A 16,327-nucleotide genomic window follows, 5' to 3' on the forward strand; every position below is an offset into this window, starting at 1 on the left:
CGCGTCCGGCACCGCCTCAGACACCTCGCGCCCACCCGGCGGCAGCCGCACATCAGACACAGGCCCGCGCCCCTGCGGGGCACGTCCAGCCGCGTCCGGCACCTCGCGCCCACCCGGCGGCAGCCCCAGATCAGACACAGCCCCGGGCTCGTGCGGGGCACCCGTCTCGTTCATTCAGCGGCCTCGATTCGGTTCTGGGACGCCCAGGGTGGTGCGGGTCGGCGCGGAGCGGACGGCGGCTACGGCCTGCGGGTCGAGGTCGAAGAGCTCGCGCAGGGCGTCGGCGTAGCCCGCGCCGCCCGGTTCGCCCGCGAGCTGCTTGACCCGCACGGTGGGCGCGTGCAGGAGCTTGTCGACGACGCGGCGCACCGTCTGGGTGATCTCGGCGCGCTGCTTGTCGTCCAGATCGGGCAGCCTACCTTCGAGGCGGGAAAGTTCACCCGCCACGACGTCGGCGGCCATGGCGCGCAGCGCCACCACGGTGGGCGTGATGCGAGCGGCACGCTGAGCCGCGCCGAAGGCGGCGACCTCTTCGGAGACGATGCCGCGCACGGCGTCGACGTCGGCGGCCATGGGCGCGTCGGCGGACGCGGCGGCCAGCGACTCTATGTCGACCAGGTGCACGCCGAGCAGGGCGTGCGCGGCCGAGTCGATGTCGCGCGGCATGGCGAGGTCAAGCACGGCGAGGTCGGTGCCCGCCGGGCGCTCGGCGAGGGCGGCGCGCAGGTCGTCCGCGCTCAGCACCAGGCCGGTCGCGCCGGTGCAGGACACCACGACGTCGGCGGTGCGCAGCGCGGCGGACACCTCGGACATGGTGATCGCGCGGCTGTCGAGAGCGCCGTTGTCGGAGGCCAGGGTCGCCGCGAGGCGCTCGGCCCGGTCGACCGTGCGGTTGGCGATGGCCAGCTCGCGCACGCCCGCGCGCGCGAGCGTGGCGGCGGCCAGGGAGGACATGGAGCCCGCGCCGACGACGAGGGCGCGGCGGCCGGCGAGCGGTCCCGTCGTCACGGCGAGCTGGTCCAGGCCGAAGGTGACCAGGGACTGGCCCGCCCGGTCTATCCCGGTCTCGGAGTGGGCGCGCTTGCCGACCCGCAGGGCCTGCTGGAACAGGTCGTTGAGCAGCCGCCCCGCGGTGTGCAGCTCCTGCCCCGCGGCCAGCGCGTCCTTGATCTGGCCGAGGATCTGGCCCTCGCCGACGACCATGGAGTCCAGCCCGCAGGCCACGGAGAGCAGGTGGTGGACGGCCCGGTCCTCGTAGTGCACGTACAGGTGCGGGGTCAGCTCTTCGAGGCCGACGCCGCTGTGCTGGGCGAGGAGCGTGGACAGTTCGGCGACCCCGGCGTGGAACTTGTCGACGTCCGCGTACAGCTCGATGCGGTTGCACGTCGAGAGCACCACCGCCTCGGCCGCGGGCTCCGCGGCGAGCGCGTCCTGGAGCAGCTTGGCGCGGGCGTCCCCGGTGAGCGCGGCCCTTTCCAGGACGCTCACGGGTGCGCTGCGGTGGCTGAGTCCGACGACGAGAACGCTCATGCGGGCATCACGGCGGGTACGTCACCGTCCGGGTCCTGGCGGTCCTCGCCCGCCTTGCGCTGCTCGTGGAAGGCGAGGATCTGCAGCTCGATGGAGAGGTCGACCTTGCGTACGTCGACGCCGTCCGGAACGGTCAGCACGGTCGGCGCGAAGTTGAGGATCGAGGTCACACCGGCGGCCACGAGGCGGTCGGTGACCTCCTGGGCGGCGCCGGCGGGCGTGGCGATGACGCCGATCGACACCTGGTTGTCGTCGACGATCGACTCCAGCTCGTCGATGTGGCGGACCGGGAGCCCGGCGACCAGACGGCCCGCGAGGGCGGGGTCGGCGTCCAGCAGCGCGGCGACCCGGAAGCCGCGGGAGGCGAACCCGCCGTAGTTGGCGAGCGCGGCGCCGAGGTTGCCGATACCGACGATGACGACCGGCCAGTCCTGCGTGAGGCCCAGCTCACGGCTGATCTGGTAGACGAGGTACTCGACGTCGTAGCCCACGCCGCGGGTCCCGTAGGAGCCGAGGTAGGAGAAGTCCTTGCGCAGCTTGGCCGAGTTGACCCCGGCGGCGGCGGCGAGTTCCTCCGACGACACGGTGGGCACCGAGCGCTCGGAGAGTGCTGTCAGTGCCCGCAGGTACAGCGGAAGTCTGGCGACGGTGGCCTCGGGAATCCCTCGGCTGCGGGTCGCCGGTCGGTGAGATCGGCCAGTTGCCACGGTGCTCCTGCGGGTAGAGCTGGGCTGAAGACGACCACGGTCTTTGGGGCCGCCCCGTGGACAGCAGGCTATGTCTTTGTGAACGCGTGCACAAAGATGGTGTCCGATTTGCCCGGCGGACGTGACCGGCATCACGCGCTCCCATTACGGACATTGGGCACCATTCGCCGTGCGGAATCGTTGCTGCGGCGCTTCCAGAGTGCGTCAACGACCCCCGGTAGGCCAGTGGCCTGCGGCCATTCCACCGCGGCGGCCTGCGCCAGCCGCTCGCCCAGAACGGCGGATTCCGCAAATTCGACCGATTCCGCACCCCGAACGTAGTGCGAGAACAGCTCAGCCGTCGCACGGGCGTCACCCAGCGCGGTGTGCGCGTGCCACTCCGTGACGCCCGCTGCCTCGGCGCAGTCGCGCAGTGACAGTCCGTGCGGAACGGGCAAGCGGGCGGCGGCCATCCGCATCGTGCAAAGTTCTGGTATAGACGGCAGCCGCACCCCGACGCGGGCGTACTCGGCGGCCAGGAACGAGCGGTCGCACCCCACGTTGTGCCCCACGAGCACCCGGCCGCGCAGCAGACTCAGCAGCCGGGCCGCGATGCCGTCGAACGAGGGCGCCCCGCCGAGGTCGCCGCCCTCGATGCCGTGGATGTGCGTCGGGCCGACCGGACCGTGCGGATCGACGAGCGTCGTGAACTCGCCCTGCGGGGTCAGGTCCTTGTCCAGCAGTACGACCGCCAGCTCCACCACCCGGTGCCGCCGCGACGACGAACCGGTCGCCTCGACGTCGACCACGGCAAAGCCGTACGCCGAAGCCTGGCTCGGAGCCGAGAGCACGCGGTCACACTCCTCACGCATCGCCCCCGGCCGTACAAAACGACCTCGATCGTAATCGAATGTGCGCGAGTGCGAGTAACGCCCGCATATCGCCTGTGACACAGGTGCAGTACGGCCGCACGGAGGGTCACGGGTGACAGGTGGTGCGACCCGGCGCCGTACGGGGGCCTGTTCCTCGTGCGAGAGCCCGTTCCCTGTACGCGAACCCGTCGTACGGGGGCCCGGACCGTCCGGCGCACAATGGCCCGTATGACGAACGACGACACCGCGGCGGCCGTGCGCACGGTCACGCTCATCGGCAAGCCCGGCTGCCACCTGTGCGACGACGCGCGCACCGTGATCGAGAAGGTGGCGGGCGAGACCGGCGCGGCCGTGGAGGAACGGGACATCACCCGGGACGAGGCGCTGTACGCGCGGTACTGGGAGCAGATCCCCGTCGTCCTCATCGACGGCGAACAGCACACGTTCTGGCGTGTGGACGAGAAGCGGCTGCGCGCGGCGCTCACCGCGGGCTGACCCGGCCGGGACCCGCAGCCGGTCACTGTACCGGTCGTGCGGCGTTCACGCCCCCGCATCGTGCGCGAACAGGGCTTGACGCGCCGGGTGGTTATGCTCGCGGTATGGCCGCACGCAGATGGCTCACCCCCCGTAGGCAGGCCGGCACCGAGCGCAGTGTGCTGGCAGGCGAGGCCGCGGCACTGGCCGCGGAGACCGCCCTGGCCACCAAGACCCGGCCGCGGGACGCGGTTTCCGCCGGGCCGGAGGAAACCGTCACGTCCGCGAGATCCGCGGCGTCCGCGAGATCCGCCAGGACGGGGAAGCCGGACGAGCCCGCGGAACCTGAGTTCCCGGCGCACGACCAGCCCCGCGCGGCGGCCTTCTTCGACCTCGACAACACCGTGATGCAGGGCGCCGCGATATTCCACTTCGGCCGCGGCCTGTACAAGCGGAAGTTCTTCGACACCCGCGACCTGCTGCGCTTCGCCTGGCAGCAGACGTACTTCCGCATGGCGGGCAACGAGGACCCCGAGCACATGCGGGACGTGCGCGAGAGCGCGCTGTCCATCATCAAGGGGCACCGCGTCGAGGAACTGATGTCCATCGGCGAGGAGATCTACGACGAGTACATGGCGGGCAAGATCTGGCCCGGCACCCGCGCGCTCGCCCAGGCCCACCTGGACGCCGGGCAGCGCGTCTGGCTGGTGACCGCCGCACCCGTCGAGACCGCCACGATCATCGCCCGCCGCCTCGGCCTGACCGGCGCGCTCGGCACGGTCGCCGAGTCGATCGACGGCGTCTACACCGGGCACCTGGTCGGCGAGCCGCTGCACGGACCCGCGAAAGCCGAGGCCGTACGCGCCCTGGCCGCCGCCGAGGACCTGGACCTGTCGCTGTGCGCCGCGTACAGCGACTCCTCCAACGACATCCCGATACTGTCCCTGGTCGGCCACCCCTACGCCATCAACCCCGACAGCAGGCTGCGCAAGCACGCCCGCGCCGAGGGCTGGCGGCTGCGCGACTACCGCACCGGGCGCAAGGCCGCCAAGATCGGCATCCCCGCCGCGGCCGGGATGGGCGCGGTGGCGGGCGGCGCCCTGGCCGCCGTCGCGATCAGCCGCCGCCGGCACTCCTGACGCAGCCGTCACGGGACGCCTGTGACCCCCGTGACGCCGCGGATCCGCCGTGCCGCGGGGCGTCCGAAGTGGCGGGAGCGACACGCGTGAACACGAGCACAACACGCTCTCTCCGCGACCATTTCACGAGCAGAAGTGGTCAACTAAGGGCGCCTGTTCGATAATTGCTCGATCACCATTCCGCTTAGGAAGTGGCGGAAACGGCGATTTGAGCAACTCGGTGTAGCGTCGCCTGTACGAAGCGTTATTCTCCTCAGACGCATTCCGGTACCCACACGTCGCCACGACGAGTGAACGGTCCCGTACTGCACGTGATGGAAGTTCTGCCTCTGGGAGTCCCGTGTACCCACACGACGGGGTTGACACCTCTGGCCTGGCTGCGTTGCGCGCACTGGTGGTTGACCGCCTGATGCGCACAGTCCCCACGTACGCCGTGCCCGCCTTCGCCACGTCCGGTCCCACCGTCCCCGGCCACGCTTACGCGCTGGCCGAAGTCAGCACAGCCGCAGGCAGACGCACCCGCAGCAGCTCCACCAGCACCACCGGCGCGGGCAACGGCTCCGGCGGCGGTCAGTCGACCGCCACGACCACCGCCCGCCGCCCGGCCTCCGACACCGACAGCGGCCGGATGATGGACCTGGTCGAAAGGGCCCAGGAAGGCGAGACCGAAGCCTTCGGACGGCTCTACGACCACTACTCCGACACCGTCTACCGCTACATCTATTACCGCGTCGGCAGCAAAGCCACGGCCGAGGATCTGACGAGTGAGACGTTCCTGCGCGCCCTGCGCAGAATCGGTACCTTCACCTGGCAAGGCCGTGACTTCGGCGCGTGGCTGGTCACGATCGCCCGCAATCTGGTCGCCGACCACTTCAAATCGAGCCGGTTCCGGTTGGAAGTGACCACCGGTGAAATGCTCGACGCGAACGAGGTCGAGCGCAGCCCCGAGGACTCCGTTCTGGAGTCGCTGTCGAACGAGGCGCTGCTCCAGGCCGTGCGCAAGCTCAATCCGCAGCAGCAGGAGTGCGTGACGCTGCGGTTTCTCCAAGGTCTCTCGGTGGCCGAGACCGCCCGCATCATGGGCAAGAACGAGGGGGCGATCAAGACCCTCCAGTACCGGGCGGTCCGCACCCTGGCCAGGCTGCTACCGGAAGACGCCCGGTGAGTCCGCGTTGTCCCGTACCCCGGCAGGCCGTCATTCGGCCTATCAGTCCGATCATCAGAGCCGACCCGATCATCAGACCTGCGTAACCCAACTGGCCCGGCACTCGTTGCATCACATGCAGACATATCTGTGCCGCGCGCTGCCTGTTGCTGTTCACTCGATCGGGTGGACGGCAGCCGGGAACGCAACCTTCCGGGCGGCATGGGGAGTCGAGTGTGGATGACGAGAGGAGGTGCCGCCCGTGATCGGACAGGCAACGGCACACCGCCGGGCGAACGCCTTCGCCCAGGCCCTTGAGGACGCTGCTGTCCTCGACGAGACCACCGGCGAGCGCGGTGGCGGCGGTGCCGGACCGGCGAGCGGGCAGCACGGCAGCCATGCCGCGGCCCGGCACGCGGATCCCGAACAGGACTCGCTGCTGTCGCTCGCCGCGGCCATCGGCGACCGGCCGGCGCCCGTACTGGACGCCGAGAAGAAGACCGTCCAGCGCGCGCAGCTCATCGCCGCGATGGAACAGGCCATCGCCGACGGCAGTTTCGAGGTCACCGGCCGGGTTCCCGAGCAGCGCTCGGAGGGCACCGGCGGACACGGGGCCCACCGGCTGCGCAAGCTCACCCCGCGCTCCCGGCTGTCCCGGCGGCTCGCGGTCGGCGGCCTGTCCGTCGGCGTCGCCGCCGGTGCCTTCGGCGGAGTCGCGGCGGCCAGTACGAACGCGCTGCCAGGTGACACCCTCTACGGCCTCAAGCGGGGCATGGAGGACCTGAAGCTCGACATGGCGGGCAGTGACGCCTCCCGCGGCAAGGTCTACCTCGACATGGCCTCCACGCGCATGCAGGAGGCCCGGCGGCTCATGGACCGGCAGCGCGGCGGACAGCTCGACGACGAGTCCGTCGGCGATGTGCGCAAGGCGCTGTCCGGCATGCGGCAGGAGGCCGCCGAGGGACACCGGCTGCTCACCCAGGCGTACGCGAAGGACGGCTCGCTCCAGCCGATGGCGCTGCTCAACACCTTCGCCGCGTCGCACCGGCAGGGCTGGACCGAGATGCGGGGCAAGCTGCCCAGCCAGCTCACCGATGTCTCCGACCAGGTCTCGTCGGTCTTCGCCGCCATAGACGATGACGTCAAGCCGCTCGAATCCGTGCTCCCCAAGCCGAAGGACGACAGCTCCTCCGGCTCCCGGGGCCACCGGCGTTCCGGCGGCGGAAGCGACGACGGTACGGGCAGCGGTACGGGCTCCGGCTCCGGCACGCCGTCCGCGCCCGCGTCCGGGGACAGCAAGTCCGGGCAGGCGCCGAGCGGCAACCCGTCGGTGTCGCCCACCACCCCGCAGCACGAGGGCCTGATCGGCGGCCCGCTGCTCCCGCCCCCGCCGAACAGCACTCCCGGCAGCGGCAACGGCGCCACGGACACCCCGTCCACCTCCGCCACCCCGCCCCACTCCGTCACCCTCCCCCCGCTCCTGCCCGGTCTCCTCCCCGGCCTCGGCCTCGGCGTGGACGACTCGAACGACTAGCACCACCGCACACCCAAGGGCGGCCGGCTCCCCGCGGGGAGAACCGGCCGCCCTTTCACGTTCAGAAGAACACCGCCCGCCGCGTGGCGGGGCCGCCCTCAGAAGAAGACGGACCGCCTGTCCACCAGCAGCTTGTACAGGGTGTGCTGGATCGTCTCGCGGACCTGGTCGGTCAGGTTGAAGACGAGCATGGGGTCCTCCGCCGCCTCGGGCGGGTAGGCGTCGGTGAGGATGGGCTCGCCGAACTGGATCGTCCACTTGGTGGGGAGGGGGACGAGTCCGAGCGGCCCCAGCCAGGGGAAGGTGGGGGTGAGGGGGAAGTACGGGACGCCGAGCACGCGCGCGAGGGTGCGGGAGTTGCCGACCATCGGATAGATCTCCTCGGCGCCGACCACCGAGCACGGAATGATCGGCACCTTCGTCTTCAGCGCCGTCGCGACGAATCCGCCGCGCCCGAACCGCTGGAGCTTGTAGCGCTCCGAGAACGGCTTGCCGAGCCCCTTGAAGCCCTCGGGCATGACCCCGACGACCTCACCGCGCTCCAGCAAGACCTCGGCGTCCTCCGCGCACGCCAGCGTGTGCCCGGCCTTGCGGGCGAATTCGTTGACCACCGGCAGCATGAAGACCAGGTCGGCGGCGAGCAGCCGCAAGTGCCGTCCCGCCGGGTGGTGGTCGTGCACGGCGACCTGCGTCATGAGGCCGTCGACCGGCAGCGTCCCGGAGTGGTTGGAGACCACCAGCGCCCCGCCCTCGGCGGGGATGTTCTCGATGCCCTTCACCTCGACCCGGAAGTACGTGTCGAAGAACGGCCGCAGCACCGACATCAGCACCTGCTCGGTCAACTCGGCGTCGTAGCCGAATTCGTCGACCTCGTACTCGCCGGTGACCCGGCGCCGCAGGAACGACAGGCCGGAGGCGACCTTCCGCTCCCAGTCCCCGCCGAGCAGCCGGTCGGCGACCCCGCCGAGCGCGGCGGCCAGCCCCGGCCCCTCGTCCCCCGCGGCGGAACCGGAACCGGAAGCGGACCCTGAAGCGGACCCGAAAGCGGACCCGGAACCGGAACCCGTACGCGCCCCCGTGGCGGATTCCGCTTCGGTCCCGCCGCCGCTTCCCTGCGCGGGGACCGCTGCGCCCGTACCGCCCGGCTCTGAGCCCGCCTCGGCCGTCTCCTGGGGCTCCGGCACCTCGGGCACCGCCGCCAGCGGCTGCGTGCCCGGCCCGCCCGCGCCGGACGACCCGGCGCCGTCCTTCTTCCTGGCGCCCGCGGACCGGCCGCCGCGCGACCGGCCGGACCCCGAGCCGGACCCCGGACCCGAGCCGGAACCCGAGCCCGTACGCCGCGCCCGCGAATCGTCGCCGAACGGGATCACCTTGGCGTCTGCCATGGTTCGACTCCTTCTGCCTGGTGCGGTCACGCGTGGTCGGCGTCGGTGGCGTCCGCGGCGTCGGGCGCCAGCGCCGCCGCGGCGAGCCGGTCGACGGCGCGCGCCATCCGGTCCGGCGGCAGCAGCCCGGGCCCGCGGCTGCGCGCGAAGTCGGCGAACGTCTCGGCCGTCGTGTACGCCGGCACGAAACCGAGCGTCTCACGCATCTGCCGGGTGTCCACCACCCTGCCGTGCGTCAACAGCCGAATCTGTTCGCGCGAGAAGTCGGTGACGCCCGCGGCCTTCAGCGTCCGTCCGATCCAGGTGACCGCGGGCAGCAGCACCGGCACGGTCGGCTTGCCGAGCCGCCGCGCGGTCTGCGACAGCAGCAGCACCCCGTCGCCCGCGATGTTGAACGTCCCGCTGTTGAGGGTCCCGCGCCGCGCGTCGAGCGCGGCCAGTACCAGCACCTCGTTCACGTCGTCCTCGTGGACGAACTGCAACCGGGGGTCGTAGCCGAGGACGGTGGGCAGCACGGGCAGCGCGAAGAACTCCGCGAGCGGGGTGTCGGCGTGCGCGCCGAGGATGTTCGCGAACCGCAGCACCGCGACCGCGACGTCCGGGCGGCGGCGCGCGAAGCCCCGCACGTACCCCTCGACCTCGACGGCGTCCTTCGCGAAGCCGCCGCTCGGCAGCGACTTGGCGGGCATCGTCTCGGTGAAGACGGCCGGGTCGCGCGGCGCGGCGCCATAGACGCTGGTGGTGGACTTCACGACCAGGCGCCGTACGGTCGGGGCCTTCTGGCAGGCGCCCAGGAGCTGCATCGTGCCGATGACGTTGGTCTCCTTGACCTGCGTCCGGCCGCCGGAGCCCATCGTGGTGGTGGCGCTGACGTCCAGGTGCACGACGGTGTCGACCGACGTCTGCGCGAGGACCTTGGCGATCATGGGCTGCCGGATGTCGGCGCGGACGAACTCCGCGGCGCCCAGATCGTGCTCGGGCGGTACGGCGTCGACCGCGATCACCCGGTCGACCTCCGGCTCCCGCAGGACGCGGCGGACGAAACGGCCGCCGATCGGTCGCGCGACTCCGGTGACGAGCACCACCTTGCCCACGGTTCAGCGCCTTCCTACGGGGTTGTACGCACCGTACCCGTTCGTTGTTGCGCCGCAGTGACGGCCCGCTGTGCGGGCCGCCGACGTCACGCCGCTGCCCCCTCCGTCACACCTGCCCCGGAAAACGCCACTGCCCCCTCCGCCGCCTACGGGCGGTGGAGGGGGCAGGAAGAGCGGCGTACTGCGTCGAGCCCGCTTACTTCTTGTTGCGACGCTGAACGCGCGTCCGCTTCAGCAGCTTGCGGTGCTTCTTCTTGGCCATACGCTTACGTCGCTTCTTGATGACAGAGCCCACGACTACCCTCGCTTCGTTTTCACTCGGTGCGGGGCGTCCGAGCCCACACGACCTACGTCGGCCAAGCCTACCCGCCCGAGGCGGACGAGCATAAACCGAGCCCCACGCAGGCGGTCAGCGGCCCTCGGCGGGCGAGATCAGGCAGATTCCCCCACCCCCACCCCCACATAGGACTCACGCAGGTAGTCGTGGACGGCCTGCTCCGGAACCCGGAAAGACCTCCCCACCCGGATCGCCGGCAGATGACCGCTGTGCACCAGCCGGTACACCGTCATCTTGGACACGCGCATGACCGCGGCAACTTCGGCCACGGTAAGGAACACGACCTCGTTGAGAGGCCTGGTTTCGCTTGAAGCCATGACACACCTGAACTTTCCGCACCTGACGGCCACCGGCTTCCCCTCCGGCGACTCCAACAGTCAAGTGCGCTCCCCCTCAGATTAGGGGCGCATGATGCAAGTGGGGAAGAGGAGTTGCCAATAGTTGATTACTGTGACAGCCACGCCCGATGGAGTACGTAGCGGGTAAGCGGCCGGTAGTAATCGGACCGCACGGTGTCGTCCAGCGGTACCGCGACCGACACCCTGCCCTCCGCTTCCGCGACGAACACCGCGGGGTCGTCGGAGTCCGCGAGACCGATCGCCTCGATGCCCAACTGCCCTGCCCCGCATACGAATCCGTGGTCCCCGACCACCAGCCGCGGCAGCACTCCGCCCTGCTCCGCGGCAGCCGCGAGGGCCGCTCTGACGGGCAGCGGGGAGTGCGTATGAGCACCCGGTTCGCCCGCCCCCGCACCCTCCTGCGAACCCTCCGCACCAGGCACGGGGCGCACCACGGCGACACCTCCCACGTACCAAAGATTGTGACGCCGTACCCCGAACTGTGTCGGCATATCGACGTAGCCGCCGTACGCAGGGGTGAGAATCACACATCCCGCCGCCGACAGCGCGGCGGCCAAAGAGGCGTAGAAGCCCAACAGCCGATGAGGGTGGCCCGTCCCCAGCAGAACGGGGATACGATCCTGCGCCGCCCTGCCAAGACGCTCGGCGAAGGCGTCCAGCGCCGCCACCGTGCAGTCCGGGTCGATCGTGTCCTGCCCCGAGGTGTCCGCCGGGTCCGGCGACACACCGCAGCGGTCGGCCATCAGCCGCAGCAACTCAGCCGTGCCCCACTCCCCTTCCGGATCCAGCCCCAGCGTCTGGCGCGGATCCCGCGCCGCGAAGAGCCGGTAACTGTGCAGACTTTTCTCCCTCGGGGTCGAGACCCGTCCCGCCAGCCCGGCCGCCACCAGATGCGCGCGCAGCGCGCCGACACTCAGCACCCCTTGATCGTCCCGACTCCCTCCGCCCGCCGGGTACGAAACCGCCAAAAACACCCCGTGCGGGTGACCCGCGCCGAGTGCGCTCCGGACGTAGAAGACCTACGCCACACGCGTACGCGCTCCGCTGTAACGGGTTACCGAACAACGCGGTGACGGCGTGTGCGAAATTGGGGGATTCCGTGGAGAAGGAGCGCCACGCTCGCCGGAAAAGGGGACAACGCGCTACGGCGTGCCGCCGGACAGGCCCTACGGCAGCAGGCCGTGGAGCGGGAAGACCGCGCGGCGGGTGGCGATCACGGCCTGGTCGAGCCGGTCCGCCGGGTCGTAACCGGAGTCGGCGAAGTCCGCCCAGTGCGGATCACGGCCGTCCGTCATCCGCAGCGGCCCCTGCTGCCGGGTCCGGGCGTAGACCTCGTGCCGCCACTCCTCGGGAACCGGCGTCTTCGGCGCGACCGGCGCGCCCGCCGCGATCCCCACCAGATGCGTCCACGTACGCGGCACCACATCGGCCACCGCGTAACCCCCGCCGCCCAGCGCGACCCAGCGGCCCTCCGCGTGGTCGTGCGCCAGCGCGTGACACGCCTCCGCGACCAGCCGCTGCGCGTCCAGCGACACCGCCAGATGCGCCAGCGGATCCTCGAAGTGGGTGTCCGCGCCGTGCTGCGAGACGACCACCTGCGGCCGGAACGCCGCCACCAGCTCCGGCACCACCGCGTGGAAGGCCCGCAGCCAGCCCGCGTCACCCGTCCCCGCGGGAAGCGCCACATTGACCGCGCCGCCCTCCGCGGACGGCCCGCCCGTCTCCTCCGGCCACCCCGTCTGCGGGAACAGCGTCCGCGGATGCTCGTGCAGCGAGATCGTCAGCACCCGCGGGTCGTCCCAGAACGCCGTCTGCACACCGTCGCCGTGGTGTACGTCCACGTCCACGTACACCACCCGCTCCGCGCCCAGCTCCAGCAGCCGGGCCACCGCGAGCGCCGCGTCGTTGTAGACGCAGAAACCCGCCGCCGCGCCCGGCATCGCGTGGTGCAGCCCGCCCGCGAAGTTCACCGCGTGCAGCACATCGCCCTGCCACACCGCCTCGGCCGCGCCCACCGACTGCCCCGCGATCAGCGCGGACGCCTCGTGCATCCCCGCGAACGCCGGATTGTCCTCGGTACCGAGCCCGTACGACAGATCCGCCGCGGCCGGATCGGCGGACGCCGCCCGCACCGCCGCCACGTAATCCGCCCGGTGCACCAGCGCCAGCGTCGAGTCACCGGCCGCGGGCGCCGCCACCACCGACAGCTCCCGGTCGAGCCCGAAGGCCCGCACCAACCCGCGCGTGAGCGACAGCCGCACCGGGTCCATCGGGTGGCCCGGACCGAAGTCGTACTTGGTTACCCGCTCATCCCACATCAACTGTGCTCGGCCGCTCATGGCCGACACCGTACCCGGCGGGCCCGGCCTCGAAGGACTTGGCGTACAACAGCGTGGCCCCCACCAGCACCATCGGCACGAGCATCGCCCCGCGGTAGCTCCACACATCGCCCAGCGCGCCCACCAGCGGCGAGCCGACCAGGAAACCCACGTAGTTGAAGATGTTCAGCCGCGCGATGGCCGAGTCCGAGGCACCGGGGAACATCCGCCCGGCCGCCGCGAACGTCTGCGGCACGATCACGCACAGCCCGAGCCCCAGCAGCGTGAAGCCCAGCATGCCCACCCACGCCCCCGGCGCCACCGCCACCACCGCGAAGCCCGCCATCGCCAGCACCGTCCCCAGCCGCACGACGGACGCGGCACCGTACCGCCGCACCCCGAAGTCACCCACCGAACGGCCGATCAGCGTCGTCACCATGTAGACGGCGTACGGCACGGTGGAGAGCTGCTCCGAGCTGTGCAAGGTGTCCTGGAGGTACTTCGCGCTCCAGTTGGAGACCGTCGAGTCACCGATGTACGCGAAGGCCATCACCAGACAGAGCGGCATCAGCAGCCGCATCACGACGGCCTGCTTCTCGCCCCCCAACTCGGTGACGGACGGCTGCTCCTGGTCGGCGTACCAGCGGCTCGCCACCAGCGTCAGCGGGATCAGCAGCGCCACCACCGGCCCGTACAGCGCCACCAGCGAGATGTGCCAGTGCGCCCCCGACCACGCCAGACACGCCCCGACGATCCCGCCCAGGCTGTACGAGGCGTGGAAGCCGAGCATGATGCTGCGGCCGTAGGTGTGCTGGAGGCTCACCCCGAGCATGTTCATCGACGCGTCCAGACCGCCGACGCACACCCCGAACAGCGCCAGCGTCACCGCCGCCATCCACAACTGGTCGCCCGCGCCGAGCAGCAGCAGGACCAGGGCCACCACCGGCTGCACCCAGCGCAGCACCGCACTCGGCCTGATCCGCTTCACGACGTACTCGGTCGCCACGCTGCCCAGGCCCGCGAGGATCGGCACCGCCGCCAGGAACACCGGCAGCAGCCCGTCGCTGATGCCGTACCGGTCCTGGATCGCCGGAATCCGGGTGACCAGCAGCGCGAACAGCGCGCCCTGCGCGAAGAAGCTGATCGCGAGCGCGGCCCGCCCGTGCCGCAGCCGGTCGTCCGGCTGCCGGTACTTCACGGGGGCGGCGGGCCCCCCGGGGGCGCTCTGCGCGGCTTCGTCCATGAGCGAGCAGCGTAAACGCGGAAGCTACGGATGAGTAGGTGGCGGGGGTCACAATTGTGATCAACCCGCGCCGGACGGCTCCCCGGACCGCTCCCGCTCACCTCAGCAGCAGGTCGGGCAGCCCTTCCATCGCACCGAAGAGGGCCGTCGCGTCGGCCACCTTCTCCGCCGGGGTCATCGCCGTGAACGCGTACACGTCCATCCCCGCCGCGACCGCCGCCCGCACCCCCAACGGACTGTCCTCGACCACCGCGCACCGCTCGGGGGCCACCCCCATCACGGCCGCCGCGTGCAGGAACAGATCCGGCGCTGGCTTCCCCCGCCCCACGTCCTGCGACGAGAAGATCCGCTCCTCCCCGAACCGCTCGTACAGCCCGGTCCTGCGCAGCGCCACCCTGATCCGCTCATGGCTCCCCGACGACGCCAGGCAGTACGGCACCCCCTCCGCCACCAGCCGGTCCAGCACCCCGGCCGCCCCCGCCACCGGCTCCAGCTCCCGCTCGAAGGCCGCGAAGACCCGCGCGTGCAGCTCCTCGTCGAACCCCTCGGGCAGCCGCCGCCCCGACCGCTCCCACACCACGTCGTGCACCCGGTGCACCGCCGCGCCCATGTAGTCCCGGATCGAGTCCTCATACGTCGTCGGATGCCCCACCTCCGTCAGGTGCCCGGCGAGAATCCGGTTGGATATCGGCTCGCTGTCCACAAGGACGCCGTCGTTGTCGAAGATGACCAGGTCATACCGCATACGGCCACTGTAGTTGGGGGCACGCATCCGGTAGCGTACGGGCCATGTCGAGCCCCGAGGCATCCAAGGCGGGGGCTTTCGGTCACGCCGTCAGCCCCCTGAACCACTGAGTTCGCAGCTCCCTTTCACCGTCCGCCTTTTTCGCACGCTCCTTTTGCGCGGCCTTTCGCGGCCACTCCGCGCTTTTGAGCGGCCCTACGGGCTTTCGTGCGACTCTCCGCGCTTTCGTGCGACTCTCCGCGCGGCTCTTCGCGCGGCCATGGCTGGACGGCTGCCGCACCCCGGGTGCTGACCGCGGTGACGAGACGACGTTTTCACGTTTCCTCTCGTGCATCTCCTCACCTCGGAGCCTTTCCCGATGCCTCTCCGTCTCCCTGTTCCGCTGTACCTGCTCGCCATGGCCGTCTTCGCCATGGGCACCTCCGAATTCATGCTGGCCGGCCTCCTGCCGGACATCGCCGCCGACCTCGACGTGACGGTCGGGACCGCGGGCACGCTCACCTCGGCCTTCGCGATCGGCATGGTCGTCGGCGCCCCGCTGATGGCCGCCCTCGCCCGCGCCTGGCCCGCCCGCAGCAGCCTGCTCGCCTTCGTCGTCGCCTTCGCGGCGGCGCACGCCGCGGGCGCCGTCACCGGCAGCTTCCCGGTCCTGTTCGCCACCCGGATCGTCGCCGCGCTCGCGAACGCGGGCTTCCTCGCCGTCGCCCTCACCACCGCCGTCACCCTCGTGTCCCCCGACCGCAAGGGGCGCGCGCTGGCCGTACTGCTCTCCGGGACGACGGTGGCCACGGTCGCCGGGGTGCCCGCGGGCGCGGTGCTCGGCACCCTGGTGAACGCGGCCACCTTCGCGAGCTTCACCTTCCTCGCACCGGTCGTCACCGACACCGCGGGCCTCGGCCGCCTGTGGATCTCGGTGGCCCTGATGCTCTTCGGCGCCGGTTCCTTCGCCGGGCTCACCCTCGCGGGCCGCCTCGCCGACCACCGCCCCGGCCTGGTCCTCACCACCGCGGGCCCCTGCTGCTCCTCGGCTGGCTCGCCTCCTTCTGGACCAGCGCCCTCCTTGTCCTCCTCGCTCTCCCGCTCCTCCTGTCCTCGACGCCCGGCTGATAGGCGGACTCGAAAACCGGTTTTCCGGTGGGTGGCGGGGAACGCAAAAGAGGCCCGGCGTCGGATCCTAAGATCCGAGGCCGGGCCTCTTCCATAAAAATTGTTCGGCGGTGTCCTACTCTCCCACAGGGTCCCCCCTGCAGTACCATCGGCGCTGAAAGGCTTAGCTTCCGGGTTCGGAATGTAACCGGGCGTTTCCCTAACGCTATGACCACCGAAACACCATGAAACACACACCCCACACCCCCGGTGAAGGGGGCGTGGTGGTGGGCTGGTTGTTTCAGAACCACACAGTGAACGCGAGCAACAATGGACAAGCCCTCGGCCTATTAGTACCAGTCAGCTCCACCCCTCACAGGG

Annotated in this window: 15 protein-coding genes, 1 rRNA gene and 1 pseudogene; 5 read left to right on the top strand and 12 right to left on the bottom strand. The window is 71.0% G+C overall.

Annotated elements, in window-relative coordinates; translation table 11 throughout:
* Positions 1 to 174: 174 nt before the first annotated feature.
* The 3 genes from ACIQCJ_RS11990 to ACIQCJ_RS12000 form a co-directional block, all read right to left on the bottom strand.
* A complete protein-coding gene (locus ACIQCJ_RS11990; RefSeq protein WP_355340676.1) occupies positions 175 to 1,530 on the bottom strand; it encodes a glutamyl-tRNA reductase in 1,356 nt (451 codons plus the stop codon).
* Positions 1,527 to 2,237, bottom strand: a complete 711-nt coding sequence (locus ACIQCJ_RS11995) for a redox-sensing transcriptional repressor Rex (RefSeq protein WP_188281706.1) — start codon at positions 2,235 to 2,237, stop codon at positions 1,527 to 1,529. Before ACIQCJ_RS11995 ends, ACIQCJ_RS11990 begins: the two co-directional genes overlap by 4 nt.
* A gap of 131 nt (positions 2,238 to 2,368) precedes the next feature.
* Complete coding sequence (locus ACIQCJ_RS12000; protein ID WP_402711262.1) at positions 2,369 to 3,067, bottom strand: exonuclease domain-containing protein; 699 nt, start codon at positions 3,065 to 3,067, stop codon at positions 2,369 to 2,371.
* A gap of 249 nt (positions 3,068 to 3,316) precedes the next feature.
* Between ACIQCJ_RS12000 and ACIQCJ_RS12005 the strand changes: the two genes are divergently transcribed.
* The 4 genes from ACIQCJ_RS12005 to ACIQCJ_RS12020 all read left to right on the top strand — a co-directional run bounded on the left by ACIQCJ_RS12005 (position 3,317) and on the right by ACIQCJ_RS12020 (position 7,379).
* Complete coding sequence (locus ACIQCJ_RS12005; protein WP_355340682.1) at positions 3,317 to 3,583, top strand: glutaredoxin family protein; 267 nt, start codon at positions 3,317 to 3,319, stop codon at positions 3,581 to 3,583.
* 104 nt (positions 3,584 to 3,687) lie between these two features.
* Positions 3,688 to 4,701 carry an HAD family hydrolase gene (locus ACIQCJ_RS12010; RefSeq protein WP_402711263.1) on the top strand — a complete coding sequence of 338 codons (1,014 nt, stop codon included), beginning with the start codon at positions 3,688 to 3,690 and terminating at the stop codon, positions 4,699 to 4,701.
* Positions 4,702 to 5,041: 340 nt separating this feature from the next.
* Positions 5,042 to 5,866, top strand: a complete 825-nt coding sequence (locus ACIQCJ_RS12015; RefSeq protein ID WP_391052059.1) for an ECF subfamily RNA polymerase sigma factor, BldN family — start codon at positions 5,042 to 5,044, stop codon at positions 5,864 to 5,866.
* Positions 5,867 to 6,107: 241 nt separating this feature from the next.
* A complete protein-coding gene (locus ACIQCJ_RS12020) occupies positions 6,108 to 7,379 on the top strand; it encodes a DUF5667 domain-containing protein (RefSeq protein ID WP_355340691.1) in 1,272 nt (423 codons plus the stop codon).
* Between the two features lie 98 nt (positions 7,380 to 7,477).
* Here ACIQCJ_RS12020 and ACIQCJ_RS12025 read toward each other — a convergent pair whose 3' ends face one another.
* The 8 genes from ACIQCJ_RS12025 to ACIQCJ_RS12060 form a co-directional block, all read right to left on the bottom strand.
* Positions 7,478 to 8,764, bottom strand: coding sequence for a lysophospholipid acyltransferase family protein (locus ACIQCJ_RS12025; RefSeq protein WP_401855346.1), 1,287 nt, complete (start codon positions 8,762 to 8,764; stop codon positions 7,478 to 7,480).
* A gap of 26 nt (positions 8,765 to 8,790) precedes the next feature.
* Positions 8,791 to 9,858, bottom strand: coding sequence for an NAD-dependent epimerase/dehydratase family protein (locus ACIQCJ_RS12030; RefSeq protein WP_355340696.1), 1,068 nt, complete (start codon positions 9,856 to 9,858; stop codon positions 8,791 to 8,793).
* A 196-nt stretch (positions 9,859 to 10,054) separates the two neighbouring features.
* On the bottom strand, positions 10,055 to 10,153 hold the full coding sequence (locus ACIQCJ_RS12035; RefSeq protein WP_003948845.1) for a 30S ribosomal protein bS22: 99 nt from the start codon (positions 10,151 to 10,153) through the stop codon (positions 10,055 to 10,057).
* Between the two features lie 137 nt (positions 10,154 to 10,290).
* A complete protein-coding gene (locus ACIQCJ_RS12040) occupies positions 10,291 to 10,512 on the bottom strand; it encodes a helix-turn-helix domain-containing protein (RefSeq protein WP_188281714.1) in 222 nt (73 codons plus the stop codon).
* Between the two features lie 128 nt (positions 10,513 to 10,640).
* Positions 10,641 to 11,474: a phosphatase gene (locus ACIQCJ_RS12045; protein WP_391052069.1), complete on the bottom strand. Its 834-nt coding sequence runs from the start codon at positions 11,472 to 11,474 to the stop codon at positions 10,641 to 10,643.
* A gap of 246 nt (positions 11,475 to 11,720) precedes the next feature.
* Positions 11,721 to 12,893: an acetoin utilization protein AcuC gene (locus ACIQCJ_RS12050; RefSeq protein ID WP_355340703.1), complete on the bottom strand. Its 1,173-nt coding sequence runs from the start codon at positions 12,891 to 12,893 to the stop codon at positions 11,721 to 11,723.
* A complete protein-coding gene (locus ACIQCJ_RS12055) occupies positions 12,862 to 14,043 on the bottom strand; it encodes an MFS transporter (RefSeq protein WP_355340745.1) in 1,182 nt (393 codons plus the stop codon). The genes ACIQCJ_RS12050 and ACIQCJ_RS12055 overlap by 32 nt, the downstream gene beginning before the upstream one ends.
* Before the next feature lie 169 nt (positions 14,044 to 14,212).
* A complete protein-coding gene (locus tag ACIQCJ_RS12060) occupies positions 14,213 to 14,860 on the bottom strand; it encodes an HAD family hydrolase (RefSeq protein WP_355340706.1) in 648 nt (215 codons plus the stop codon).
* Between the two features lie 358 nt (positions 14,861 to 15,218).
* Between ACIQCJ_RS12060 and ACIQCJ_RS12065 the strand changes: the two are divergent.
* Positions 15,219 to 15,958, top strand: a pseudogene (locus tag ACIQCJ_RS12065) (MFS transporter); the annotation flags it as partial.
* Between the two features lie 111 nt (positions 15,959 to 16,069).
* Here ACIQCJ_RS12065 and rrf read toward each other — a convergent pair.
* Positions 16,070 to 16,186 (bottom strand): 5S ribosomal RNA (gene rrf / locus ACIQCJ_RS12070).
* Positions 16,187 to 16,327: the final 141 nt, after the last annotated feature.

It is taken from the genome of Streptomyces sp. NPDC093221 (genome assembly GCF_044753885.1).
Classification (GTDB): domain Bacteria; phylum Actinomycetota; class Actinomycetes; order Streptomycetales; family Streptomycetaceae; genus Actinacidiphila.